The organism is Kitasatospora purpeofusca (assembly GCF_000718025.1).
GTDB classification, from domain to species: Bacteria; Actinomycetota; Actinomycetes; order Streptomycetales; family Streptomycetaceae; genus Kitasatospora; species Kitasatospora purpeofusca.
This window is the reverse complement of record NZ_JODS01000018.1, coordinates 120279-143348: the sequence shown is the minus strand read 5'-3', so window position 1 is coordinate 143348 and position 23070 is coordinate 120279. Positions and strand designations below refer to the sequence as shown.

The following is a 23070-nucleotide window of genomic DNA, read 5'->3' as shown; positions in this document are numbered from 1 at the left end:
CTGCGTCGGGACGGCCGTCGGGGCCGGTCGGGGTCACCACTGCGAGGCCACCTTCTGCTTGACGAAGCGGGTGACCAGCCGGCCGAGCCCCTCCTCGAGAACGGTGCCGAGGGCGTCCACGGTCCGCTCGACGTCGGCCGGTTCGGTGATCAGGGACGGCCCGATGATCAGCGGATTGCGGCCGTTGAGGGTGTAGTAGGCGAAGATGCCGTGGTCCTGGTAGAGGGCGCTGATGACGGCGCAGGTGACCAGCTTGGTCTTGAACCGGGGGTCGCGCGCCATCCCGCCGGGCGCGAGCTTGGCGACCAGGTCGAGGATCCGCGGCCCGCCGTCGATGAAGACCCCCCACAGGGCGCCCGCGCCGTCCACCCGGGCGACGGTGTCCGGGTGCTCCTTGGCGAGCCGCCGCAGACCCGGTTCGAGGACGGCCCCGATCGCCCGGGCCCGGGCCGGGTAGTCGTCCTCGATCGCGATGTTGACGGCCTCCAGCGCAGTGGCGCACTCCTCGCCGAAGCCGTAGTAGGTGGTCGAGGTGGACTGCAGCAGGGCGTCGCCGAGGTTGTCGTAGGCCTTGCGGAAGACCGGTTCGCGGGCGACGAACGCCGAGATGGAGGACTTGCCTCCGCCGAAGGACTTGGAGGTGGTGAGCACGTCCGGCAGCAGGCCCGGGTAGCGCATGAAGTGGAAGAGCGTGCCGGTCTTGCCCCAGCCGGTGTAGATCTCGTCGAAGATCAGCACGATCTTCTCTCGGTCGCACAGCTCGCGCAGGCCGCGCAGGAACTCCTCCGAGCAGGCCTCGATGGTGGAGGCGCTGAACGGCTCGATCAGGATCGCGTAGACGTCGCCGGGGTGGGCGGCCACGGCGCGCCGCACGGAGGCGAGGTCGTTGTAGGTGAAGGTGTCGATGCCCGGGATGGTGGGGAACGCGAACTGCGACTGCCCGGTGAGGCCGCCGGAGCCGAGGAGCTTGCCGTGGAAGGCCCGGTCCGCGCGCAGCACCGTCCGGCGCTTGCCGTTGTGGTACTTGAAGGCGAGCTTGACGGCGCCCTCGACCGCCTCGGCGCCGGAGTTGGGGAGGAAGGACATCGACAGGTCGCCGGGCAGCACCTCGGCCAGGTTGTGGCCGAGGGCGGCGAGGTAGGGCGAGAAGTAGGTCTTGTGGACCTCCATCCGGCGCTCGCGGGCGAAGCGCTCCCGCACGGCGAGGATGCGGGGGTGGTTGTGGCCGTGGTTGAGCACGCCCACGCCGCCGGTGACGTCGAGGATCCGCCGGCCGTCGGTGAGGGTGAGGTGGGCGCCCTCGGCGTGCGCGACCAGCTCGCGGCCGAAGCCGAAGGAGGTCATCAGCGAGACCTGGCTCTTGTTCACGTACCGGCGGTACAGGTCGTGCACCTCGCCGACCTCGAACCGTTCGGCGTCGTCAAGGGTGTACACGGGAGTCTCCGATCGGAGTGGGGGCTGGGGCGGGGACTGAGGCTGGGGCGGGCGTGGGGAGCGTGCCGCTGTCGGCGTCGGTACGGGTGCCCGGGGCGCCGAGCCGGGCCCGGGCCAGCGCCAGGACGACGGCGGAGCTGCCGAGTTCGGCGGCCACGCACACCACGCGGCTGGCGACGGCCGCCGTCGCCGCGGTGCCGTCGGGCAGCGCGGCCGCGAGCGCGGCGGCGATGGTCAGCTCGCGCACGCCCCAGCCGTCGGGGACGACCACGGCGAGGCTGCTTACCACGGTGGCGAGCGCGAACGCCCCGATCGCCGGCCCCGCGGAGGACACGGCCGGCGCACCGAGGGCGATCGCCAGGAACCACAGGTGCAGCCCGGACACCAGCCAGGCGGCGACCGCCAGCGCGATCGCCCGGCGGACGGCGGCGTCCGGCGGCGGCTCCACGGTGCGGCGGGCCAGCCGGGCGAGCGCCACCACCGGCCCGGTCGCCAGGGCGGGCCTGGCCAGGCAGGCGAGCAGGCCGAGGACGGGCAGGACCAGCCAGAACCACTGCCCCGGCAGGACGGCGGGCGCGGCGAACAGGCTGACGCAGGCTCCGGTGAGCACGGTGAGCGCGAGGCTCAGCAGATAGGCGGAGGTCATCGCGGCGGCCGGCACGCCCACCGCGCGGCCGTGGGTGACATGGGTGACCACGCCCCACACCCGGCCGGGCAGGTACTTGGACAGCTGGCCGAGGAAGTAGATCCGGGCCGCGAGCAGGCCCCGGACCGGGCCCGGCGTGCCGGGGGCACTGCCGGGCGGCGCGGGCACCAGCACCCGCCAGGCGTGCACGGCGAGGACCAGGCCGCCGACGTTGGCGGCCAGCGCGGCGAGCAGCGGCGGCACCGCGTCGGCGCGGGCGAGGGCGCGGGCGGCGACCGAGCCCTCGTGCCGCAGCAGCAGGCCGACGCCGACCAGGGCGGCCAGCACGATGGCGGGGGTGAGGAGTCTGCGCAGCCGTTCCGCCATCAGTTCCGCTCCCCCGTCGCGGGCGGTGCCGTCCGCTCCCCCGTCACGGGCGGCGCTGTCCGCTCCCCCGTCACGGGCGGTACCGAGGGCGGTGCCGCCCGCCGCCCGGGCCGCAGCATCCGCAGGGCGCCGACGCCCGCGCCGGTCAGCAGCGAGCCGACGACCAGGAAGTGCACGCCCGCCGCGTACGGCGCGAACGCCACCCCGTGCCGCCGGGCGGCGAACCGCAGCAGCCCCGCGTTGGCGGCACAGAAGGCGGCCAGTCCGGCGGCCGGCAGCACCGGCCACCGGCCGGCCAGCGGCAGCGCGGCCAGGGCGAACGCGGCCGTCGCGACCGAGGCCGGGCTGTTGGCGGTGAGGTTGCGCCGCCCGCCGCGCCGCGACGAGGCGAGCGCGGGCACCAGCAGCAGCGCGCGCCGGTAGGTCTCGGTGAGCAGCGGGCCGAGCCGGTCGACCTCGTCGTGGTGGGCGACCACCCGGTCCGTGAGCACGATCCGGTAGTGCGGGGCGAGCCGGTCGCTGAGTTCGAGGTCCTCGGAGTCGCGCAGGCTCTCGTCGAAGCCGCCGATCCGCTCGAACACCTCGCGCCGCACCGCCGCCTGGGCGAAGAACGCCGTCTCCACCACACCCGCGCCGCGTACCCGCCACCAGTGCGCGTGCAGCACCCGGTAGCGTTCCACCGGTCCGTCGTCGAAGAGTGGTTCCGGGGCGATCACCCCGTGTACGCAGCCGCATTCCGGATCCTTTTCCAGGATTTCCAGCGCATTCGCCACCGAATCGGGTGTCAGGGCCTCGTCGGAATCCAGGAAGAAGATCACCTCGCCGGTCGCCGCCGCAATTCCGGCATTCCGCGCGGCGGAAACCCCGCGATTCGGCCACTGCCGGATCAGCTCGCACGGCGGGCCCCCGGCGGAGCCCTCGGCGGGGCCGCCGTCGGGGCCCCCCGCCGGGCCGCCGTCAGCCGCATGGGCCGCGTAGGCCTGGGCGATCCGGGCGGTGGCATCGGTGGATCCGTCGTCGACCACGATCACCTGGTGCGGCCGGTGGGTCTGCGCGTACACCGAGTCCAGGCAGGCCGAAAGGGTTCTGGCCGCGTTGTGGGCCGGGACGACGACCGTCACGGAAAAGGTCATGGGCCCAGTTCAGGCGGACCGCGTATCGGGCGGATATCGTCCCCGTATCGGGGGTGTCCGGGTGCTGGGCACCGGAATTCGGGCGGGCGGCCCGTCCTGCTACGCTCCGCCGCATGGATCCGGATTCCGTTTCCCCCGTTTCCCCCCGTTCCCGGCATTCCACGGGGGTGCGCCTGCTGGTGGCCGCCACCGCGCTGTGGGCGGCGTTCCTGGCGCTGGACCTCCTGGCGAACGGGCGGTGGTGGTTCTGGCTGATACCCGCGCTGGCGCCGCCGCTGCTGTTCCTCGCCGTGCCGGTGACGCTGCTCGCGCTGGCGTGGACGCTCCCGGCCGCCGGCTCGGGCCTGCGGCGGTGGCTGGTGCCGACAGCGGTCCTGCTGCTGGTCGCCGCACTGCCCCGGACCGGCCTCAACTGGTCGGCCCTGAAGCCGGGTTCGGCCGCCGCCCCGACCGGTCAGGGGATCAGCGTCTTCTCCTGGAACACCGAGTACTGGGACACCACCGACGACCCGGACGCCTTCTACCGCTTCCTGCACGCCCAGGACGCCGATGTCTACCTGCTCCAGGAGTACCTGGCGTGGGTACGCGGGACGCACACCCCGATCGACCGACTCGACCGGATCCGGAGGGAGTTCCCCGGCTACCAGGTGGTGGCGGTCGGCGAGCTGGTCACGCTGTCCCGGTTCCCGGTGCTCGCCACGCCGACCGTCGGCCCGGCGGTGGCGGCGGACGCGCCCTGGTCGGACGTCTTCACCCGGCGCAAGGTGCTGCGCACCGACCTCGACGTCCGGGGCCGCACCGTCTCCTTCTACAACGTGCACATCCCGGTCCAGGTGGACACCCGGGAGTCGCTGTTCGGCAGCGCCTTCTACCGGGTGGTGCGCGAGGCCGACGCGGCCCGCCGCGAGCAGTTCGCGGCGCTGGAGCGCGACACCGCCGCCAACTCCCGCCCCCTGCTGGTCGCCGGGGACTTCAACACCAGCCCGGCGATGGGCGACCTCGACCCGCTCCGCACCCACCTGCACGACGCCCGCGCGGCGAGCGGCGACCTCTACCCCGGCAGCTGGGGCGGCATCCTCGGCACCGACTGGTGGCGCCTCGACTGGGCGTTCACCAACGACGGGGCAACGGTGGACCACTACGCCTTCGTCGACGACCGGGGACTGTCCGACCACCGGGGCCAGGCGCTGCGGGTCTCACTGCCGCACCGCAGCCAGGACCGCTGTCGGTGGCACGTGCTTGAATCCTGGTGTGCACGACACCCACGACACCCCTGAGCTGCGAGGACTCCTCGCCCGACTGCCCGACCCGGCCGCTCTGCGCGACCGGTGCCGGGGGCTCGCCATGCTCGAGGCGATCCTCAGCCCCGACTGGGGCGGCCGGTACTACTCCTTCGACTCCGCCTGGGGCGACGGCCAGCAGATGGCGTCGATGCGCGACGGGGAGGGCGACGACTGGTTCATGGTCTTCTCCGACGCCGGCGTGTACGCGCGCGGCTTCGACCACACCGCGCCCAACGCCGCGCCGCGACTGCTCCCCGAGGTGCCCGACGCCTTCCGCGCCCAGACCGTGGAGCCGGCCTTCGGCGAGGAGGACGGCGTACCGCTCGCCACCGTCTGCTTCTGGCACGGCGCCGGGGGCGAGGACGGGTGGCAGGCACCCTCGGCCGCGCCGACGGGCGGGGTGGAACTGTTCGCCCTGCCGACCGCCGCCGACCCGGCGCGCGCGTACCTGGAGTGGGCCGAGGAGTACTACGAGCCCGAGCACGCCCCCGATCCGGCGGCGGTCGCGCACGTGCTCGCGCTACGCCCGCTCACGGCTGCCGTCGTGGCGGCCATCGACCCGGACGTCGAACTGGACGACCTCGCCGAGGACATCGCGGAGATCGGCTACCCGACGGCCTGAGCAGGCGCCGTGTCCCCCGGGGGCCCGGCCGGGCCCCCGGGGGTGCTCCTTACAGCGCGGCCTCGTCCAGCCGCTTCCGCTGCTCCGCCGTCAGCGTCAGGTCGAGGGCGCCGAGCGCCTCGTCCAGCTGCGCGGTCCGGCTCACGCCGACCAGCGGCAGGATCCCCGCCTCGTGGTCGAGCAGCCAGCTGAGCGCCACCTGGTTGACGGTCGTACCGGTCTCCTCCGCCACCGCGCGCAGGGCGGCGAGGCGCCTCGGCGTGCCCGGGTGGTCGTAGGCGGCGCCGATCTCGACGTCGTCGCGGGTGAGCCCACCGGAGAGGATCGGGCTGTAGACCCAGAGCCGCAGATCCCCCTCGGAGCGCACGTAGTCCAGGAGTTCGGACGTCACGTGCACATGGGCGGAGGACAGCAGCGGCACGTCGAAGCGCGGCTGGAGGTACGAGTAGCGGTACTGGAGGTGCGAGTAGCGCGGCCCGTCCCCGGCGAGCGCCCGGGCCCGCTCGACCCGCCACACGGCGTGGTTGCTGGCGCCGACCGCACCCGCCTTGCCGGAGGTCACCAGCCCGGCGAGGGTCTCCACGGTCTCGGCGAGCGGCACCGAACGGTCCTCGATGTGCGTCCAGTACACCTCGACCCGGTCCGTGCCGAGCCGCCGCAGACTGCCTTCGATGCCGGCCCGGATCGCCTTCTCCGACAGCCCCTCGGCCGCCTCCAGCCCGGCCCCCGGCACGGTGGGCCGGGCGCCGACCTTGGTGCTGATGACGATCTCGTCGCGGACCTTGCGGCTGGCCAGCCAGCGGCCGATCACGGCCTCGCTCTCGTCACCGGTGGCGCCGTCGAGCCAGAACGCGTAGTTGTTCGCGGTGTCGAGGACGGTACCGCCGCCCTCGACGAAGCGGTCCAGGATCCGGAACGAGGTCTCCTCGTCGACGATCGTGCCGAAGCCCAAAGTGCCCAGGACGACGGTGCGCTGAGGAATGGTCATGAGTGTGGGTCCTCCCCGTAGTGGTCTGGACCATTCAAGACGCAATCGCGATCACCCGCAACAGCTTCCGCCGACCCGCTCACCCCCCGAACACGAACACCAGCGCCCCGAGCACCACCACCATGCTCCCCCCGAACGCCGACCCGGCCCACAGCACCGCCTCGGAGACCCGCACCCCGAGCCGGGACCGGAGGATGAACACCAGCAGGGCGGCGACGGTGGAGAGCAGGACGGCGACCAGCAGGCACAGCAGCCGCAGAGTCATCGCCGACCCCCGGGGAGTGCGCTGGAACGCGGCACGGAGGACGTCGAGCAAGGGCCTGTCACCCTCCGTCGGATCCGGGAAGGAGCGTGCCAACCGGCTGCGCAGGGCCGCGGAGACCGCCTCGGCATAGCCCCACTCATCGTCGGTGAGCCGGTAGCGAGGACCGTCGCCGTTCTCGGCCGTCACGACCGCCACCGCGTTCAGGGTTCCGACAGCGGCGTTCCGCATCGCCGGATGCGTCCGCCCGTCATGGCCTTCCCACCGTCGGCCGTCGCACTGCTCGTCCAGCATGACCAGCAGCGTGGACACCTTCACCTCGTAGGAGTCGCAACAGACCGGCAGGTCCCCCCAGTCTGCCGCAGCCCGGAAGTGACGACCTTGGACATCCGGCATTGTTACCCGCGACCGCTGTTGGAAGAGCTGCTGGTACCACGACAACGCGCTCTCGGGGTACACGTCGACGTGCACGGCCGCGAAGAGGTTGGCCAGCCGCCCAAGCCGGTCCATCGAGTCGACCAGAGGACGAAGGCAGCGCCCCACCCAGAGCGTGTCCCGTGCCCTCACAGCGGACCGCAGCATGACGGGCAGGCGCAGAAGGACGTAGGTCAGGGCGTCCTGCAGCTCGTCGGCAACCCACCGCGGCATCACATGGAGCGCTTCCTTCGTATACCGCGACCCGGCGACGCGGGCCGGCCGTTCGGTCCGAAGGCACTCGCGGTCAGCCGCGAGCAGCCGCCGGATCTCCCCCCGCCCTACGCCGGTGTCCTCCAGGTGCAGCGCGATCTCGTCGACAAGAAATCCCATCGTGTCCATCGCGTCGGCCGTCCGGTACATGCACATCCGCGCCCAGCCGTGGCCCGCCAGGACAGGAGCGGAGTACTGCAGGACCTCCCTCAGGTCATCGACGGTCTCCATCGTGTACTGGATCGCGGCCGACCGCAGGTGCGGCGGCATGGCCTCGCCGAAGGTGTGTCGCGGCATCGTGCTTCCCTCTGGCATGCGCCGCCCGTGCCTCGGCACATGCTCATGGGCACGGTGGACCGAGGGTGATCGCGATGACTCAACTTCCGGCCGTCACAGGCGTCATGGGCACGGGCCACAACGCACAGCCGCGGCCGTCGCCACGGCCGTGGCATCACTGTACGGCACGGCGGGCCCCCGTCGAGGTCCAACCGGCCAGGTGCAGGCGCTCGATGCCGTCGAGCAGGACGTCCAGGGCGAATTCGAACTCGAACTGGTCGTCGCAGCCGCCGCCGACCGCCGTGCCGTCCTCCGCCGCGCGCTCCGCATGGGCGGCCGTGGCGGCGACCTCGGCGATGTGCGGGTAGCGGGCGGCGAGTCGGGCCGCGACGCCAGGATCGGGGGCCGCTTCCGGGGAGGCGTCGAAGAGTTCCTGGGTGAAGCCCAGGAGGCGGCCGCCGAGGGCGTGCATGGCGTGGTGGGCGAGGTCGGCGGAGAGGCCGCCGGCCCGCAGCAGGCCGATCACCGCGTCCAGGTGGCCGAGCACCGCGGGTGTCGGCGCGGGCAGCGCCTCGATGACGCGCGGCGCCCACGGGTGGCGGCGCAGCGCCCGGCGGGCGGACAGGACGCGTTCGCGCACGGCGCCCTTCCAGTCGGCGCCGGCGGCGGGCGGGTCGATCCCGCCGACGACGGTGTCGACCATGCCGGCGAGCAGTTCCTCCTTGTTGGCGACGTGCTTGTAGAGCGCCATCGGCACCACGCCCAGCTCCTGGGCGAGTTTGCGCATGCTCAGGGCGTCGGTGCCGCCGGCCTCGCGGTCGGCGAAGGCCACGGCGGCGGCCAGTACGCGTTCGCGGTTCAGCGGGGTGCGGCGCACCCCTTCGCTCTCGCTCATCTCCGGTTCCTCTCTCGTCGTCGGCTTGACGAGTGTACGGCGTACGCCTACGGTGATCCCCAGGTGTACGCCGTACACCTGGGTCGACGGAGAGGGGCTGGTTCTGGTGAAGGCGACCGGGGACAGGAAGACGGCGGTGGTCACGGGCGTACTGTTCCTCGTGACCGAAGTGGCGGCGATCGCCGGGATGTTGCTGTACCGGCCCGCGCTGGACGGCGCCGCGTACGTGGCCGGATCAGGTGCGGACGGCCGGGTCGCGGCGGGGGCGCTGTGCGAGGTGGTGCTGGTGCTGGCGGTGATCGGCACCGGGGTGGCGCTCTACCCGGTGCTGCGGCGGCAGCAGGAGGCGCTGGCGCTCGGCTACGTCTGCGGGCGGCTGCTGGAGGCCGCGGTGATCGCGGTCGGCATCGTCAGCGTGCTCGCGGTCGTCACCCTGCGGCAGGACGCCGGCGCCGGGGCGGCCACCGCCGCCCGCGCCCTGGTCGCCGTCCACGACTGGACGTTCCTGCTCGGCCCCAATGTCGTCCTGGGCGCCAACTCGCTCGTCCTGGCGTTCCTGATGCACCGCTCACGGCTGGTGCCCCGCCCCGTCGCCCTGCTCGGCCTGATCGGCGGACCGCTGATCCTCGCCTCGGCGGTGGCCGTGCTGTTCGGCCTCTACCCGCAGGTGTCGACGATCGGCTCGCTGGCCGCCCTCCCGGTCTTCGCCTGGGAGGTCACCCTGGCCGTCCGCCTGATCGCCAAGGGCTTCACCCCGGCAGCCCACCGCCCGGTGGTCCTGGCGAGCTGAACCCGCCGCCCCGCGCGGGAAGTCGGCCCACCCGACTTCCCGCGCCGCTCACCGGGTCGTCCGCTCCCACGGGACGTCCCGGTGCAGCAGCGCCTGCGCGAGCGGCTCACCGGAGCGGCGGGCGTAGAGCGTGCGCTCGCGCACCTCGTGCCGGGTGCGGGGCCGGTAGCCCGGGCCGCCGCAGCAGCTCTTGTGGAAGCCGATGCCCGCGTTCAGCAGCAGCGTGAGGGTGCGCCAGGCCGCGGTGTCCCGACGCGGCGGCGCCGCGAAGGCGGAGCCCGCATGGATCAGCGCACCGGCACAGCGCGGACAACGCCGCTCGTCCGTCCACCTGCCGTACGCCTGCTTGTACGAGGCCCGGCAGGGCAGGCAGACGAAGGAGGTCTTGCTGTAGGCCATGCGCCCCAGCCTACGACCCGCCCCTCCTCCCCCTCGACAGCTTTTCCACCACCGGCCGGATCCCTCAGGACCCCGACCCGGCCGGCTCCCCGAAGCCCATCGCCCGGGCCCGCGCGGCCACGGCCTCGAAGTCCGCACCGACGGACAGCGCCTCGACCGTCCCCCGGGTCAGCGGGCCACCCGCCAGCACCGCCGCCACCGCCCCGCGGTCCACCGGGCGCTCGAAGTAGTCCTCGGCGAAGCCCGCGTACGCCTCCGGGCCCGCGTCGACGAGCAGGCCGAACAGTTCCTCGGCGCCGTCCCTCTCCTCGGGCCCGAACTCCACCGGCCCGCACCGCCACTCGGCGGCGCCGCGTTCGCGCCAGACGCAGACCGTCGCGTCGAAGAAGCCCTCGAACTGGAACTCCGGCTCCTGTGCGTAGTGGGAAAGCGGGGCGGGCAGACCGTCCAGCAGGCCGGGCCAGTGCTCGCGGTCCTCGTCCCGCCACGGGCTGGCATCGCTCTCGTGGTCGAAGCCGTACAGGAACACCCCGGCCGGATCGAACACGATCGCGTACTGGTCGCCGGAACCGTTGTCCATGGTGGCCAGGTCCACGCCCTCGCGCCAGTCGCGGACGAACGCGTGCGTGGGCGCGTACGGGTCGAGGATGCTGTCGAGCAGGGCGATCCCGCGGCAGCGGGCACGGAGCTCGGCCGGATCGGGCAGCAGGGGCAGAAGGTCGCGCACGGTCATGGCGCCCAGTCAACAGCGCACCACTGACAGCGCGGCGTGACCCCGCTCCGTGACACCACTGCGTGACCCGCCGTGCCCCCGAGCGTGTGCGGGAGATCACGGCGACCCGGGCCGCCGAAGGAGCCTACGATTCGTGACCGATGCACCTGTCCCGGCCGAGGAGCGGATCCCCTTGAGCAGCAGCGACCTCGCGCGTGAGAGCTACTACCAGCGAACCGGCGCCCGGGCGTTCAAGCCCACCGCGCACGCCGGTGGGGCGTGGAGCGCCGACGAGCAGCACTTCAGTCCGATGGCCGGACTGGTGGTGCACGCGATCGACCGGTGGCTGGCGGAGCGGCCCGGGGGCGACAAGGGGCTGACGCTCGGACGGATCGGCTACGACATCCTCGGCCGCATCGCGCTCGACGAGTGCGAGATCACCGTGGAGTCCGTCCGTCCCGGCCGGACCATCGAGCTCCTGGAAGCGACCGTGGTGATCGGCGGGCGGGCCGTGGTCCGGGCCCGGGCCTGGCTGCTGGCCACCCTGGACACCTCGGCCGTCGCCGACAGCCCGATCGCGCCGCTGCCCGCGCCCGAGGAACTCGCGCCGTGGGCGATGGACCGGGAATGGGACGGCGGCTACGTCGCCTCGGTCGACCTCCGCCGGGTGCCGCCGACCCGCCGCGGCCGCACCGCGGCCTGGATCTCCTCCCGGGTGGACCTGGTCGGGGGCGAGCCGAGCAGCGCCCTCGCCTCCTTCGTCGCGCTGGTGGACACGGCGAACGGCATCGCCGTGCAGCAGGACCCGGCCGAGTGGATGTTCCCCAACGTCGACCTGACCGTCCACCTGTTCCGGCAGCCGCGCGGCCCCTGGACCGGCCTGGACACCACGGCCAGCTTCGGCCCGACCGGCCAGGGCCTCACCAGCAGCGTGCTGCACGATGTCGACGGCCCGGTCGGTCAGGCCGAGCAGATCCTCACCGTCCGCCCCCAGCCCCGGTAGCACTCCGGCCCCCACTGGCCGCCGGCTCGCCGGCCGCGTGGGACAGCGGCGGCGCGATCGCCTGCGCGTCCGCGCCCTCGCCGACCCACAGGCCGATGAACAGCGCCGCGGTCGCCTCCAGCAGGCCCGCCCGGTCGAGACCGCCGGCCGCCACCGGCCGGCAGCCCGTGTCCCGCACCAGCTCGGACACCCGGGCGAGGGCCGCCGCGTCGTCCCCGCACAGCGGCACCGCCAACGGCCTGCCGTCGAAGACGGGCGGCCGCATCCGCCACACGTCCTCGTGGCAGAGGTTGAACGCCTTGACCACCGCGGCCCCCGGCGCCGCCCCGGCCAACTGCCGCGCCGCCGACGGCCCACCGTCCGTCAGCAACCGGAAGCCGGGGCCGACGGGGTTGGAGCAGTCGACGAGCACAGTGCCGTCCAGCTCCGCGCGCAACTCCCGCACCACCTCCGCCCCCGCCCCGTAGGGCAGCGCGGCCAGCACCACCTCACCGGCGGCCGCCGCCCCCCGCAGCCCGGCGGCCCGCGCCCCGCCCCCGATCCGCCGGGCGAGACGCTCCGCGGCGACCGCGTCCCGCCCGCCGACCGTCACCTCGTGCCCGGCCCGCGCCCAGTGGGTCGCGAGCGCGTCCGCCATGTTTCCCGTGCCCAGCACGCCGATCCTCATCACGCCGCCCTCCGTGTCGCGGGTCTCTCCCGTTCCGACTCCCCGTCCCCCATGACGCTAGAGAACCCGTCAGGCACCATTCGGTACGTGCCCACCGATGCCCGCCTCGCCGACTGCCGCGCCCGCCTCGCCTTCGACCTGCTCTCCAACACCTGGAACGCCGTGGTCCTCCGCGCACTGCGCGACGGCCCCCGCCGCCCCGTCGAACTGCGGGAACAGATCGGCGGAATCAGCTCCAAGGTGCTCACCGAGACCCTGCGCCGCCTCCAGTTCAACGGCCTCGTCGACCGGCACCCCCTCCCCGGCCCCCCACCCCGCGTCGAGTACCGCCTCACCGCCCTGGGCCGCAGCTTCCTCGTCCCGATCGAGGCCGTCGGCGCCTGGGCCTTCGAACACGGCGACGAGGTCATGGCCGCCCAGGACCGCAGCGAGGCCCCGGCAGAGGACGACGCGGGGGCCGGGACGGCGTGACCCATGCGGCCGCCTCAGAACTACTGGTGTGTTCTACACCTCCGCCGGCGCCCGCCCGACGATGAAGGAGATGGTGCCCCGATACGTCGTGCCCAGCGCAGTGACCACACCGATCACCGGACCTGGGCCGTTCTTCATGCGGCTCACGTAGTTCTCCGGGAGCAGCACCCGGTCGCCCACTTCGAGGTGGTCCCCACCTCGCCACCGGTATGCATATCCACCGACATCTACGATCTGATCACCGCCGAGTCCATAGATGCGAGTGGCCTCGTCGAGCCGCTGTAGAGGTCCTTGACCTGCCGCTCCAGCCACTCGATCTTCAGCCTCGATGACCTGGCTCCAGACTCACAGCCGGCCCCGTACCCCTCGCTCCAGCCCTGCTGGACATGAGCCTCCATGGGACAGGGACCAAGGTGCCAGTGGTGGGGCACCCCTGGGCGTTCTGACCTGTGGTGCAACGATCTACTGACCGGGCATCGAACCGGTGCCGGACGGCGTGAACGAGAGCAGAACCGAAACCAGAACCGCAGGTCCAAAGGCGCTTTCCGGAGCCGGCGAGTCTCCTCGCCGGCTCCGCCGGGGGAAAGAACCAGGCCGAGGTCGACCTCCAGGACTGAGCTCACCCGGCCCGTCGTACGAGTCCCGTGCTTCGGCCCGTTCCGTCAACGGCCGGTCGGCGGCGGGCACCGTGACCGCCTCGCAGAACCACTCGCCGCCAGGCCCTCAGCAGGCACGTGCGGGCAACCGCCGCCGTACTCGGCGGCAGCCGGTGGCGGTGGAGTGGGAAGTCGGTGCGGCCTACGTCCTGAGCGGGCCGGTGCTGTCCGCTCAGTCGGCCAGGAAGGGCAGCAGGGCAGCGGCGAGTTCGGTGGGCGCGTCCAGGGCGATGAGATGAGCCGCGTCAGGGAACTCGACCAAGGTGGCGTTCGGGATCTCGGTGGCGTAGCGGCGGGCGATGGCCTGGAAGTCCGGGACGTCCAGCCTGCCGACGCCGATCAGGGTGGGGGTGGCGATGGCGGAGACCGCGCGGGTCGAGGGGCCCTGGGAGTGCTCGCCCACGGTGGGCTGGTTCACCAGCGAGGTCCGCATCGGGGCGCGGAGGCGGTCGGCCAGTCCGTCGGGCACCTCGGCCCAGCTGCGGGACGGGCCGCGCAGCCACATGTCGAGGTTGACCCGGACCGCGGCGTCGAGGTCGCCGGCGTCCAGGGCGGCGGTCTCGGCCTCGTCGTAGGCGACCATGTCGGCGGACCAGTCGTAGCGCGGCCAGGGTGCCGCGAGCAGGGCGAGGGAGTGGACGCGGTCCGGGTGGGTGAGGGTGAACTCCACGGCGACCCGGCCGCCCCAGGAGGCACCGACGAGGCGGACGCGGTCGTGCCCGAGGTGGTCGAGGAGGCGGAGCAGGTCGTCGGTCTCGCGGAACGGGCCGGTCGGGGGTGCGGACTCGCCGAAGCCCCGCAGGTCGTAGCGGACGACGGTGTGGTGCTCGGCGAGCGCGGGCACGACGGCGTCCCACATCCGGTGGTCGGCGACGCCGGCGTGGACCAGGACGACGGGCGGTCCGTCGCCGGAGACGACGTAGGAGAGGTGGCCGAGCTCGTCGGGGAGAGTGATCATCCGCGCATCGTCGCAGCTCGGACCTGTCCGTGGCCAGCCAATTCGGTGCCGGCGGCTACCGCTCGACCGGCCCGGCGAGCGTCTCGACCGGCCACAGCGGCCATCTCGGCTCCTTGCGGGTGAGGCTCGCCAGTTCCTCCGGCGGTTCGGCGCCCTCCCGCACGGCGGTGAGGTAGGCCCTCGCCTGCTGGGGGCTCAGCCCGGGGGCCTGCTTGCGCAGGTGGCTCATCGCGGCGACGGCCCCGGCGGAGCGGGCGAGGGCGCGGACCTCGGCAGCCAGCGGGTCGGGGCGGCGGACACCCTTGGCCTGGAGGAGGTAGTGCTCCTCCCAGCCCTCGTCGCCGTCCCGGGCGTTGGGGACGAAGTGCAGGCTCCCGTCCTCCCGGTCGACCAGCACATGGCTGCCGCCGCCCCCGAGGCTGAGCCGCGCGTCGCCGGTCCGGGCGAAGGCCGCGGTGTCCCAGAAGGCCAGCCAGCCGACGCTGTGCTCCTCCACCGCATAGACGGCCACCTCGGGCACCGGGCCGTCCCAGGGCCAACTCCTCGCGGCCAGGTAGGACTCGACGAGTTCGATCGCGCGTTCCCTGCTGATCACGCTCCTATCGTCCCGGACGGGTCAAGCGGCTTTCGCCGACGGCCCGGCGTGCGCCACTCAGCGGAAGGCGTCGACATGGCGCGCGGCCCAGTCGGCGAAGGTCCTCGGGTCGCGGCCCAGTACCTCCCGGACGCCCGGGCCGATCCGCAGTTCGGCCGCGCTCGGGGCGCCGAGGATGTCGAGGGTGTCGTCGGCGAGCTCCACCGGCATGCTCCGGGCCATCGCGGCCCCGGCCTCCTCGCGGGTCAGCTCGTGGAAGCGCAGCGGCACACCGAGCGCGGCGGAGAGTGCCGCCGTCTGCCCGCGCGGGCTGATCACCTCCGGGCCGGTCAGCTCGTACGCGCCGCCGAGGTGCCGGTCCTCCAGCAGGCAGGCGGCGGCGACCTCGGCGATGTCCGCCGGGTCGACGACCGGTGTCGCGACGTCACCGAACGGGGCCGCGACCAGCCGCCCCGTCCGGATGGACTCGGCCCACCACAGCGTGTTGGAGGCGAAGCCGCCCGGCCGCACGATCGCCCACTCCGGCACGGACGCCCGGACCAGGTCCTCCAGCGCGCGCATCGCAATCCGGGTCCGGCCGAACGGCCTGGTCACGACGCCCTGGGTGGAGAGCAGGACGATCCGCCGGACCCCGGCCGACGCCGCCCGGCGGACGAGCTCGGCCGGAGCGCCGCCCGGGCCGTGGAGATCGCCCGAGAGCAGCAGGAACAGGGCCTTCGCCTCCGTCAGCACCCCCTCCAGGGAGGCCGGTTCGGCCAGGTCGGCCGTCAGCTGGCGGACGCCGTCCGGCACCGGCCCGGGGTGCCGCGACACCGCCGTCACCCGCTCGCCCGCCTCCGCCAGCGCCCGCGTCAGCGGCCTGCCGATGTTTCCGGTCGCCCCGGTCACCACGATCATGGTCAGCTCCTCGCTCGTTGCCCCGTTGGGACTGCTGACGCTAGAGCTGCTGGCTTACCGTTCGTAAGGACATACCCCGGGGTAAGCTCCGCACATGACGGAAGGTGTCCAGCTGGAACGCGGTGCGGCCGGCAGGCGGTATGAGGTGTTTCACACCGACTGCGCGGCGCGCGACACGGTCGACCATGTGACCAGCCGGTGGGGCGTCTGGGTGCTGATCGCCCTGCAGAGCAACGACCTGCGGTTCTTCGAACTGCGCGACAGCATCCGGGGCATCAGCGAGAAGATGCTCGCCCAGACCCTGAGGGCGCTGGTCCAGGACGGCCTGGTGTGGCGGGTGGTCGAGCCGACGACACCGCCCCAGGTCACCTACGGGCTCACCGAGTTCGGCCGGGACGTCGGCGAACCCCTGCAGGACCTCCTCGGCCGGATCACCCGCCGGCTCGACCGGGCCTGAGCTCGGGGGGTCGGACTCCTTCGCTACTCCGCGTTCCCCAACGCCGCCAGCGCGTCGGCGACGCGGTCGATCGCCTCGCAGACGACCTCCGGCTGGTAGGCGGTGAAGCACAGGCGGAAGTAGCCGGGGGCGGGGCTGTGCATGGTTCCGCCGGGGAGGAGGGTGACCTCGGCGGGGCTGCCGGCAAGGTAGTTGAACAGCTGCAGCTCCTCCGAGTCCACCCCGCTGTTCTCCGTGAACGGCAGCGGGGTGACGCTTCCCGTGCCGCCGGGCGGGAGTTTGCCCAGGTACGCGGTGAGGTCAAGCCAGAAGAACTGGGCCGGGTTGTCGCCCTCGGTGTGGACGAACTCGATGCCCCGGGCGACCAGTCGCTCCTTCACCCGCTCGAAGCTCGCGCTCAGCAGCTCCTGGTAGCGCCCCATCGCGTAGTCGGTGTACAGCTCCGAACCGGTCCCGTTGACCGTGGTCTCCAGGATCGCGCCGAGCACGTAGTGCTTCAGCGAATCGACCGGGGTGAACCAGGACATCGGGTGCTTCTTCTCCTCGATGCCCTTCGTGCCGAGCATCGCCCGCTGCACGGGACCGTACTTCGACACCACGAACCCGGTCCGGAACCCCGACAGCCCGAAGTCCTTGGCGAACCCCCACACCACGTGGATCCGCTCCGGCGCCCTCCGGTACGCGTCCAGGGCGAACGCGTTGGTGAACGGCACCCGCACGCCGTGGACCTGCGAATGGCAGTAGATCTCGTCGGAGACGATGTGCATGTCGGTCTCGTCGATCACCCAGCCGTAGATCTCCTCCAGCAGCTCCTTGTCGTAGTTGACGCCGAGCGGGTTGTGCGGGTTGGTCAGCACCAGCAGGCGGGGGAACGCGTCGAAGAGACGGTGGTACTTGAAGTACTCCTCCTTGATCGCGTCCAGGGTCAGCCGGAACCGCTCCGGCCCCTCCGTCGGCAGGTTCACCGGCACGCACTTCAGCTTCGGCCGTTGTTCGAACGACCAATTGAACCCCTGCCAGTACGGCGCGGGCAGCAGGACGGCGTCCCCCTCCACCAGCGGCGGCGGGCCGGCCTCGCCCGGCTGCGGCGGGTCCTGGAGGGCGAAGGCCAGACACTCCAGCGCCGAACCGACGCCGCCGGTGCCGAACACGTCGCCCGCCTCGACCGGGACCTTGAAGGCCTTGCTCAGCAGCGCCGCGACCTCCTTCCGCAGGTCCGGGCTGCCGTACGCGGACATGTAGTGGATGTAGGCCTCCGGCAGCAGCACGGTGTGGTCGAACACCATCTTCTGCATCGAGTCCTCGTAGACGAGGACATTCTCCGCGACGGACAGGTCGATGACCGTGTCCGGGGCAAGGTGGCGGCGGTAGTAGGCGAGAGCCTGCTCGAAGTCGGGGATCCGCGCGAGCAGTTCGGCGGATTCGGTCGGGCCGGTGGGGCCTGTCGAAAGGGTCATGGCGAAGGGGCTCACTTCCGGGGAGGGCGCGGCGGAACCGGATTGGTTCGTATACGTGCGTCGCCAGCGCACCACGCCCCCGAGGGCCACGCCAGTCGTCCTCGCCCATCCGGCGACCGCACCGCCCGGACGGACCGCACCGCCGGGGCGGGCCGCACCGCGTGGACGGAGCGCACCGCGTGGACGAAGCGCACCGCCCGGACGGACCGCATCCCCAGGACGGGTCAGTCGTCCGCCAGCGGCTTGACCCAGCGCGTCCACTGCGGCTGCGGCCCGTACCCGGCGCCCTGCCAGGTGCGGTGGCCGAGGGTGTTGCCGTCCAGCACCATGGCGTCCGCCCGTCGGCCGCCCAGGGCCGCGAAGCGCTCCTCGGCGGCCGCCAGCAGGGCCGCGCCGATGCCGCGCCGCCGGTGCTCCGGGTCGACGGCGAGGCGGTAGAGGTGGCAGCGCCAGCCGTCCCAGCCGGCGATGACGGTGCCGAGCAGTACGGCCGGCTCGTCGGCCCGGACGGCCACCAGCAGGCAGTCCGGGTCGCGGGCGAGCAGCGCCGCCACCCCGTCGGCGTCGTCGGTGATGCTGGTGCCCTTGGCGGCGCGGGCCCACAGCGCGAGCACGGCCGGGGCCTCCTCGGGGCCGGCGGTGCGCAGAATGAAGTCGATCATGGGCGACTGTCTACCAGCACCGGCCGCCGTCCCACCGCGAATTCCGACCGCCGGACGGAACAACCGAACGGGACGGACGGGTCAGTCGCCCGCCAGCTCCCACACCGTCGTGGCCTTCAGCGCCGTGTCCTCCAGGTCCGCCACCACCGGGACCTCGTACGCCGCCAGCGCGGCGAAGCGTTCACGCGGCAGGTAGGCGCGGCCGGGGTCGCCGACGATCACCACCGCGCCGCGGGCCCGGGCACGGAGCAGGAACGGCAGGAACCGGGCCGCCATCGCCCGCTCGTAGAAGACGTCCCCGGCCAGCACCACCTCGGCCGGCCCGCCGTCGCCGTCCAGCAGGTCCTCGACCGCCGCGTCCACCCGGACGCCGTTCGCCGCCGCGTTGACGCCGATCGCCGCGACCGCGTAGGCGTCGATCTCGGCCGCCCGCACCGACCGGGCGCCGCGCAGCGCCGCCGCGATGCCGACCAGGCCGGAGCCGGCCGCGAGGTCCAGCACCGACCGCCCGGCCACCAGCTCCGGGTGGTCCAGCACGTACCGGGCCACCCCGACGCCGCCCGCCCAGGCGAAGGCCCAGAACGGCGGCGGCAGGCCGCGCTCGCCGCGCGCCGACTCGGTGGTCTCCCACAGGGCGATGGCGTCCTCAGCCATGTGCAGGCGCACCTCCGGCACGAACGGCACCGGGGCGATGCCGGTCTGCGCGCGTACGAAGTCCTCGTCCGACCGCATGGCCGCCCCCGGACCCGCCGGGTGTGTGTCGCTCAGCATGCCGAGCAGCATACGGGCCCTGAGCAGGTGCTCCTTACCGTCGCGGGCGGACCGGGACCCGAGCGCGAACCGGCCGGTCCCGCAGTCGCGTTGACCCCGGCCCGAGTCGGCCGAATCCCGCCCCCGGGACGGCGCGCCGGGCGGGTAGGTTCTCCCCGGAGCCGGTGTGCGGCCGGCCGGGAGCGGGGGTCACGGTGTCGGACAAGGTGCTGGCGGGCCGCGCGGCGGTCGTCACGGGCGGCTCGCGCGGGATCGGGCGGGCCGTGGTGGAGCGGCTCGCCGCGGACGGCGCGGACGTGGTGTTCGGCTACGCGCACGACGACGCGGCGGCGGCCGAGGTGGTCCGCGCCGTGGCCGCGAGCGCCGCCGCCGGGGCGACCGGGGCCGGGCGGGTGTACGCGGTCCGCGCCGACCTCGGCACGCCGGAGGGTCCGGAGCAGCTGATGGCGGCCGCCGAGGAGGAGCTCGGCGGCCTGGACATCCTCGTCAACAACGCGGCCCGCGCCGTCACCCGGGCCCCGCTCGCCGACACCGACCCGGCGGACTTCGATGCCACCATGGCCGTCAACGCCCGCGCGGTGTTCCTCACCCTCCGGTACGCGGCGCGGCGGATGCGCGACGGCGGCCGGATCGTCAACATCTCCTCCCTCAACACCCGCCGCCCGATGCCGGGGCTGGCCGCCTACCTGGCCGGCAAGGGGGCGCTGGAGCAGCTGACCGAGGCCGCCGCGGTGGAGCTGGGGCCGCGCGGGATCACCGCCAACACCGTCTCCCCCGGGCCGACCGAGACCGAGATGCTGCGGTCCGTCAATCCCCCGCACGCGCTGGAGACGGTGGCCGGGCTGACCCCGCTGCGGCGGCTCGGGCAGCCGGCCGACGTGGCGGACGTGGTCGCGTTCCTGGTCGGTCCGGACGCGCGGTGGGTCTCGGGGCAGAACCTCGGGGCGACCGGCGGCCTGCGCTGAGCGCCCGCGGCCTGCACTGAGCGCCTGCGGCCCGGGCCGAGCGCCTGCGGCCGGCGCCGAGCCCTGGGCCCTGCCCCACCCGACCGGCCGCCCCGCCCCGCCCGACCTGCCCCCGCGTCCCGCCGGAGCGGCTTCCGGGAAGGCCCGGTGAAGCCCGGATCACGCACCGCCACCCGGTGCGTACCATTTCGATACCGAAGCCGGGATGAGCTGGGAAGATGCTCGCCGGTCGGGCCCGGGCCCCGGTAGCATCCGGCACAGGCCGTCCGGCCCGGCGCAGGCGCCGCAGCGCCGCCGTGCCGGTCCGTCGGGCGGCGGACACCCGCGGGCCCTCCGGGGGCGGCCTCCGGCACCACAGCCCGGCGGCCCCGGCCGGCCGTGCCCGCGTCCACGGCACGCGCGCCAGGGCAGTCGCGCGGAACGGCGAAGGGCAGCGTCTTGGCGGATCGACTCACCGGTGGCGACTCCTCACTACTGCGGCGGATCAACGCGGCGGTGACCCTCCGAGCACTGCGCGAGGGCCATGCGGTGACCCTCACCCAGCTGGTCGGCGACACCGGACTCTCCCGACCGACGGTCGAGGGCGTGATCGAGGGACTGGTGGAGACCGGGCTGGTCGCCGAGGTCGAGCAGCCGCCGCAACCGGACGGCCAGCCCGGCGCGGGCCGGCGCGGACGGCCGGCCCGCTGGTTCCGGTTCCGGGCCGAGGCCGGGCACATCCTCGGCATCGAGATCGGCGTCCACGACATCCGGATCATCCTCGCCGACCTGGCCGGCGTGGTGGTGGGCAGCCACTTCAGACCCGTCGAGGAGACCCTGGACGCGGAGGAACGGCTCACCGCCGTGCGGTCGGTGGTCGCCGAGGTGCTGCGCAAGGCCGGCGTCTCCCGGGACAACCTGTGGGCGGTCGGCGTCGGCACGCCGGGCATCGTCGACAGGGACGGCACGGTGCAGTTGGGCACCGCGATGGCCGGCTGGACCGGCCTGGACCTGGGCGCCCGGCTGCGGCGCTCGTTCCGCTGCCCGGTGATGATCGAGAACGACGCCAACCTCGCCGCGATCGCCGAGCACTGGCAGGGCGCGGCGGTCGGCGCCGACGACGTGGTGTTCGTGATGGCCGGTCTCAGCCCGGGCGCCGGCTCGCTCATCAACGGCCGCCTGCACCGCGGTTTCGGCGGCGCGGCCGGCGAGATCGGCGCCCTGCACCTGCTCGGCCAGGAGGTGACGCCGGAGCGGCTGCTCTCCACCACCGGCAAGCCGCTGAACCCGCTGGACGAGGCGGCGGTGGCCCGGGTGCTGAAGCTCGCCCGCGAGGGCGACGAGGTGGCGCAGGTCGCCACCGACCGGTTCCTGACCCGCCTGGTCCAGAGCGTCGCCGCGCTCGTCCTGGCCATCGACCCACAGCTGGTGGTCGTCGGCGGCTGGGCCGCGGGCCTGGACGGCGTCCTCGACCCGCTGCGCGAGCGGCTCGCCCGCTTCACCCTCCGCGCCCCCGAGGTCGCCCTCGCCGCCCTCGGCTCCGAGGTGGTCGCCATGGGCGCCCTCCGGGTCGCCCTCGACCAGGTCGAGGAACAGCTCTTCGCGGTCAACCCTCCGATGACGGAGCCGACTTCGCCCCGCAGCTGAGACCCACGGCCGGCCCACGGCCGACCCGCGACCGGCCCGACTGCTGCGACGTGAGGGCGGCCGGCCCGAGTGCTCACCCGGGCCGGCCGCCCTCACGCTCCGGACCCTACGGTCCGTCTTGCCGATCACTCCCGTCCTCGGCCGCGCCGCGGTCGAGGACGGCCTCCCACCGGTGGAAGAGCTCGATGCCTCCGCTCCACGGCAGCTCGTCCTCGTAGTCGCACGCGGCGACGGCGAGCCGCCCGGCGTCGTGTAACCCGACGAGGAGCCGGGAGACCAGCGCGACCGTGGCCGTCGGCGTGGCGTCGAGGGGTTCCACCTCGACCAGCACCGGCCACCGCACGAAGTCCGCCTCGTCCGGGTCGCCGTCCGGGTTCTCCAGGACGTCGACCACGATCCCGTCGACGGTCAGGGAGTCGTCCTCGACCTCGGCGCCGAACAGCGAGGCCAGCAGGCCGGCCGTCCGTTCGAGGTCGGCGCCGTGCACGAAGATCTTGCAGTACTCGTAGCGGTCCATCAGGGAACTCCGATGAAGGGCGGGTTGTCGAAGGGGCCGCCGATCCGGATGACCGACAGGTCCACCTTCATCCCCAGTGTCCTCGCCAGCAGTTTGCGCAGGCCCCGCATCCCGGCCTCGCCCGCCTGGATCTTCCCCGACTCGACCGCCCGGTTCCTGGTCTTCTCCTTGGCGCTCCCGGGGTTGGGGGTGCCGAAGCAGTCACCGATGAGCTGGTCGAACCGCTCGGAGCTCACCCTGATCGCGAAGTCGATGTCCGAGTCGGGGCGTGCCGTGCCCGCCGCCCGGCTCCCCTGCACAACGAGGTCGCCCTCCTGGCCCCGGGGGTGGGCCCGGAGCTGCTCCGCCGCCTCGGCGAACTTGTCTGCGGTCACGCCCTGGGGAAGGACGCCTTCCGTCGGGGCTGGCGTCGCAGTTGGGGGCGTCCACCGTCGGCGGCTTCTTGCCGCCCCGGCGCCGGCGTCGTCCGGGGTCGGGGTGGGGTCGAGGGCTCCGCCGGGGAGGCGGCCGGCGCCGGCGGTGTCGGTGGGGTTGTCGACGTGGGGGTCGGGGCTGTTGGTGTCGGTGGGGGTCGGCAGCTGGATCGGGTTGGCGAAGTCGATCAGGGCCTTGCGCAGCGTCTCCCACAGGTGCCGGATGCTGACCTGCGGTCCGCTCCCGGTCCAGGAGCCGTCGGAGTAGTGGGTGGTGATGCAGGTGGTGTCGGTGATCCAGGTGTCGGTGCGGTGTAGAGGTAGGTGTCGTCCCACCAGCTGCTGGTCTCGGTGCGGACGTCCTCGGTGGTGCGCCAGCTGGTGCCGGTCTTGACGACGACCGGTTTGGGCGGGGTGGCCCGCGGACGCGGCACGTCGGTCCGGGTGGCGGTGATCACGGTG

General features: G+C 73.5%; 25 protein-coding genes. 8 read left to right on the top strand and 17 right to left on the bottom strand.

Annotation, left to right across the window (positions count from 1 at the left end; all coding sequences use genetic code 11):
• Positions 1 to 33 precede the first annotated feature (33 nt).
• The 3 genes from IF01_RS0124440 to IF01_RS0124430 are packed head-to-tail and all read right to left on the bottom strand — an operon-like array spanning position 34 to position 3579.
• On the bottom strand, positions 34 to 1434 hold the full coding sequence (locus IF01_RS0124440) for an aspartate aminotransferase family protein (RefSeq protein WP_030395676.1): 1401 nt from the start codon (positions 1432 to 1434) through the stop codon (positions 34 to 36).
• Positions 1421 to 2446 carry a lysylphosphatidylglycerol synthase domain-containing protein gene (locus IF01_RS0124435; RefSeq protein WP_051756115.1) on the bottom strand — a complete coding sequence of 342 codons (1026 nt, stop codon included), beginning with the start codon at positions 2444 to 2446 and terminating at the stop codon, positions 1421 to 1423. Before IF01_RS0124435 ends, IF01_RS0124440 begins: the two co-directional genes overlap by 14 nt.
• Positions 2446 to 3579, bottom strand: coding sequence for a glycosyltransferase family 2 protein (locus IF01_RS0124430; RefSeq protein ID WP_078880258.1), 1134 nt, complete (start codon positions 3577 to 3579; stop codon positions 2446 to 2448). Before IF01_RS0124430 ends, IF01_RS0124435 begins: the two co-directional genes overlap by 1 nt.
• Before the next feature lie 167 nt (positions 3580 to 3746).
• On the opposite strand from IF01_RS0124430, the gene IF01_RS0124425 reads away from it, so the two are divergent.
• Together IF01_RS0124425 and IF01_RS0124420 are read left to right on the top strand one after the other, a co-directional pair.
• A complete protein-coding gene (locus IF01_RS0124425; RefSeq protein WP_051756113.1) occupies positions 3747 to 4856 on the top strand; it encodes an endonuclease/exonuclease/phosphatase family protein in 1110 nt (369 codons plus the stop codon).
• Positions 4831 to 5484, top strand: coding sequence for a hypothetical protein (locus IF01_RS0124420; RefSeq protein WP_244215613.1), 654 nt, complete (start codon positions 4831 to 4833; stop codon positions 5482 to 5484). The genes IF01_RS0124425 and IF01_RS0124420 overlap by 26 nt, the downstream gene beginning before the upstream one ends.
• A gap of 49 nt (positions 5485 to 5533) precedes the next feature.
• Here the strand turns inward: IF01_RS0124420 and IF01_RS0124415 are convergent, their stop codons facing one another.
• The 3 genes from IF01_RS0124415 to IF01_RS0124405 form a co-directional block, all read right to left on the bottom strand.
• Positions 5534 to 6472: an aldo/keto reductase gene (locus IF01_RS0124415; protein ID WP_030395671.1), complete on the bottom strand. Its 939-nt coding sequence runs from the start codon at positions 6470 to 6472 to the stop codon at positions 5534 to 5536.
• Positions 6473 to 6551: 79 nt separating this feature from the next.
• On the bottom strand, positions 6552 to 7718 hold the full coding sequence (locus tag IF01_RS0124410; RefSeq protein ID WP_157855337.1) for a hypothetical protein: 1167 nt from the start codon (positions 7716 to 7718) through the stop codon (positions 6552 to 6554).
• A 154-nt stretch (positions 7719 to 7872) separates the two neighbouring features.
• Complete coding sequence (locus IF01_RS0124405; protein WP_030395669.1) at positions 7873 to 8592, bottom strand: TetR/AcrR family transcriptional regulator; 720 nt, start codon at positions 8590 to 8592, stop codon at positions 7873 to 7875.
• Positions 8593 to 8728: 136 nt separating this feature from the next.
• Here IF01_RS0124405 and IF01_RS0124400 point away from each other — a divergent pair, with 136 nt between their 5' ends.
• The gene (locus IF01_RS0124400) at positions 8729 to 9382 is read left to right on the top strand and encodes a DUF4386 domain-containing protein (protein WP_094745645.1); all 654 of its coding nucleotides are present in this window, start codon (positions 8729 to 8731) and stop codon (positions 9380 to 9382) included.
• Between the two features lie 48 nt (positions 9383 to 9430).
• Here IF01_RS0124400 and IF01_RS0124395 read toward each other — a convergent pair whose 3' ends face one another.
• Together IF01_RS0124395 and IF01_RS0124390 are read right to left on the bottom strand one after the other, a co-directional pair.
• Positions 9431 to 9781, bottom strand: coding sequence for a hypothetical protein (locus tag IF01_RS0124395; protein WP_030395667.1), 351 nt, complete (start codon positions 9779 to 9781; stop codon positions 9431 to 9433).
• Positions 9782 to 9845: 64 nt separating this feature from the next.
• Positions 9846 to 10514 (bottom strand): hypothetical protein, encoded by a 669-nt coding sequence (locus tag IF01_RS0124390; protein WP_030395666.1) that lies wholly within the window; start codon positions 10512 to 10514, stop codon positions 9846 to 9848.
• Between the two features lie 172 nt (positions 10515 to 10686).
• Here IF01_RS0124390 and IF01_RS0124385 point away from each other — a divergent pair, with 172 nt between their 5' ends.
• A complete protein-coding gene (locus IF01_RS0124385) occupies positions 10687 to 11496 on the top strand; it encodes a thioesterase family protein (protein ID WP_030395665.1) in 810 nt (269 codons plus the stop codon).
• Here the strand turns inward: IF01_RS0124385 and IF01_RS0124380 are convergent.
• Positions 11471 to 12163 (bottom strand): NADPH-dependent F420 reductase, encoded by a 693-nt coding sequence (locus IF01_RS0124380; protein WP_037780973.1) that lies wholly within the window; start codon positions 12161 to 12163, stop codon positions 11471 to 11473. The genes IF01_RS0124385 and IF01_RS0124380 overlap by 26 nt on opposite strands.
• A gap of 87 nt (positions 12164 to 12250) precedes the next feature.
• On the opposite strand from IF01_RS0124380, the gene IF01_RS0124375 reads away from it, so the two are divergent.
• On the top strand, positions 12251 to 12634 hold the full coding sequence (locus IF01_RS0124375; protein WP_030395663.1) for a winged helix-turn-helix transcriptional regulator: 384 nt from the start codon (positions 12251 to 12253) through the stop codon (positions 12632 to 12634).
• Positions 12635 to 13462: 828 nt separating this feature from the next.
• Here the strand turns inward: IF01_RS0124375 and IF01_RS0124365 are convergent.
• The 3 genes from IF01_RS0124365 to IF01_RS0124355 are packed head-to-tail and all read right to left on the bottom strand — an operon-like array spanning position 13463 to position 15740.
• On the bottom strand, positions 13463 to 14248 hold the full coding sequence (locus IF01_RS0124365; protein WP_030395662.1) for an alpha/beta fold hydrolase: 786 nt from the start codon (positions 14246 to 14248) through the stop codon (positions 13463 to 13465).
• A 55-nt stretch (positions 14249 to 14303) separates the two neighbouring features.
• The gene (locus IF01_RS0124360; RefSeq protein ID WP_030395661.1) at positions 14304 to 14843 is read right to left on the bottom strand and encodes a YrhB domain-containing protein; all 540 of its coding nucleotides are present in this window, start codon (positions 14841 to 14843) and stop codon (positions 14304 to 14306) included.
• Between the two features lie 57 nt (positions 14844 to 14900).
• Positions 14901 to 15740 carry an SDR family oxidoreductase gene (locus IF01_RS0124355; protein WP_030395660.1) on the bottom strand — a complete coding sequence of 280 codons (840 nt, stop codon included), beginning with the start codon at positions 15738 to 15740 and terminating at the stop codon, positions 14901 to 14903.
• A 94-nt stretch (positions 15741 to 15834) separates the two neighbouring features.
• Between IF01_RS0124355 and IF01_RS0124350 the strand changes: the two genes are divergently transcribed.
• Complete coding sequence (locus IF01_RS0124350; RefSeq protein WP_030395659.1) at positions 15835 to 16197, top strand: winged helix-turn-helix transcriptional regulator; 363 nt, start codon at positions 15835 to 15837, stop codon at positions 16195 to 16197.
• A gap of 23 nt (positions 16198 to 16220) precedes the next feature.
• Here IF01_RS0124350 and IF01_RS0124345 read toward each other — a convergent pair whose 3' ends face one another.
• The 3 genes from IF01_RS0124345 to IF01_RS0124335 all read right to left on the bottom strand — a co-directional run bounded on the left by IF01_RS0124345 (position 16221) and on the right by IF01_RS0124335 (position 19087).
• Positions 16221 to 17654, bottom strand: a complete 1434-nt coding sequence (locus IF01_RS0124345; RefSeq protein WP_051756111.1) for an aminotransferase class I/II-fold pyridoxal phosphate-dependent enzyme — start codon at positions 17652 to 17654, stop codon at positions 16221 to 16223.
• Between the two features lie 224 nt (positions 17655 to 17878).
• Positions 17879 to 18316, bottom strand: a complete 438-nt coding sequence (locus tag IF01_RS0124340; RefSeq protein WP_030395657.1) for a GNAT family N-acetyltransferase — start codon at positions 18314 to 18316, stop codon at positions 17879 to 17881.
• 81 nt (positions 18317 to 18397) lie between these two features.
• Positions 18398 to 19087: a class I SAM-dependent methyltransferase gene (locus IF01_RS0124335; protein WP_078880272.1), complete on the bottom strand. Its 690-nt coding sequence runs from the start codon at positions 19085 to 19087 to the stop codon at positions 18398 to 18400.
• Between the two features lie 194 nt (positions 19088 to 19281).
• Here IF01_RS0124335 and IF01_RS0124330 point away from each other — a divergent pair, with 194 nt between their 5' ends.
• Both IF01_RS0124330 and IF01_RS0124325 read left to right on the top strand, forming a co-directional pair.
• On the top strand, positions 19282 to 20052 hold the full coding sequence (locus IF01_RS0124330; RefSeq protein WP_030395655.1) for an SDR family oxidoreductase: 771 nt from the start codon (positions 19282 to 19284) through the stop codon (positions 20050 to 20052).
• Positions 20053 to 20490: 438 nt separating this feature from the next.
• Positions 20491 to 21678: an ROK family protein gene (locus IF01_RS0124325; RefSeq protein WP_030395654.1), complete on the top strand. Its 1188-nt coding sequence runs from the start codon at positions 20491 to 20493 to the stop codon at positions 21676 to 21678.
• A gap of 106 nt (positions 21679 to 21784) precedes the next feature.
• On the opposite strand, the gene IF01_RS0124320 is transcribed toward IF01_RS0124325, so the two are convergent.
• On the bottom strand, positions 21785 to 22195 hold the full coding sequence (locus IF01_RS0124320) for a hypothetical protein (protein ID WP_030395653.1): 411 nt from the start codon (positions 22193 to 22195) through the stop codon (positions 21785 to 21787).
• Positions 22195 to 22944: a nucleotidyltransferase domain-containing protein gene (locus tag IF01_RS48480; protein WP_030395652.1), complete on the bottom strand. Its 750-nt coding sequence runs from the start codon at positions 22942 to 22944 to the stop codon at positions 22195 to 22197. The genes IF01_RS0124320 and IF01_RS48480 overlap by 1 nt, the downstream gene beginning before the upstream one ends.
• Positions 22945 to 23070 lie beyond the last annotated feature (126 nt).

Excerpts from the sequence above, each read along its gene's own strand:
- IF01_RS0124340 (WP_030395657.1), bottom strand. The coding sequence starts at position 18,316 with ATGATCGACTTCATTCTGCGCACCGCCGGCCCCGAGGAGGCCCCGGCC.
- IF01_RS0124365 (WP_030395662.1), bottom strand. The coding sequence starts at position 14,248 with ATGATCACTCTCCCCGACGAGCTCGGCCACCTCTCCTACGTCGTCTCC.
- IF01_RS0124405 (WP_030395669.1), bottom strand. The coding sequence starts at position 8,592 with ATGAGCGAGAGCGAAGGGGTGCGCCGCACCCCGCTGAACCGCGAACGC.
- IF01_RS0124335 (WP_078880272.1), bottom strand. The coding sequence starts at position 19,087 with ATGCTGAGCGACACACACCCGGCGGGTCCGGGGGCGGCCATGCGGTCG.
- IF01_RS0124410 (WP_157855337.1), bottom strand. The coding sequence starts at position 7,718 with ATGCCGCGACACACCTTCGGCGAGGCCATGCCGCCGCACCTGCGGTCG.
- IF01_RS0124380 (WP_037780973.1), bottom strand. The coding sequence starts at position 12,163 with ATGAGGATCGGCGTGCTGGGCACGGGAAACATGGCGGACGCGCTCGCG.
- IF01_RS0124355 (WP_030395660.1), bottom strand. The coding sequence starts at position 15,740 with ATGATCGTGGTGACCGGGGCGACCGGAAACATCGGCAGGCCGCTGACG.
- IF01_RS0124435 (WP_051756115.1), bottom strand. The coding sequence starts at position 2,446 with ATGGCGGAACGGCTGCGCAGACTCCTCACCCCCGCCATCGTGCTGGCC.
- IF01_RS0124415 (WP_030395671.1), bottom strand. The coding sequence starts at position 6,472 with ATGACCATTCCTCAGCGCACCGTCGTCCTGGGCACTTTGGGCTTCGGC.
- IF01_RS0124430 (WP_078880258.1), bottom strand. The coding sequence starts at position 3,579 with ATGACCTTTTCCGTGACGGTCGTCGTCCCGGCCCACAACGCGGCCAGA.
- IF01_RS0124395 (WP_030395667.1), bottom strand. The coding sequence starts at position 9,781 with ATGGCCTACAGCAAGACCTCCTTCGTCTGCCTGCCCTGCCGGGCCTCG.
- IF01_RS0124390 (WP_030395666.1), bottom strand. The coding sequence starts at position 10,514 with ATGACCGTGCGCGACCTTCTGCCCCTGCTGCCCGATCCGGCCGAGCTC.
- IF01_RS0124320 (WP_030395653.1), bottom strand. The coding sequence starts at position 22,195 with ATGGACCGCTACGAGTACTGCAAGATCTTCGTGCACGGCGCCGACCTC.
- IF01_RS0124345 (WP_051756111.1), bottom strand. The coding sequence starts at position 17,654 with ATGACCCTTTCGACAGGCCCCACCGGCCCGACCGAATCCGCCGAACTG.
- IF01_RS0124350 (WP_030395659.1), top strand. The coding sequence starts at position 15,835 with ATGACGGAAGGTGTCCAGCTGGAACGCGGTGCGGCCGGCAGGCGGTAT.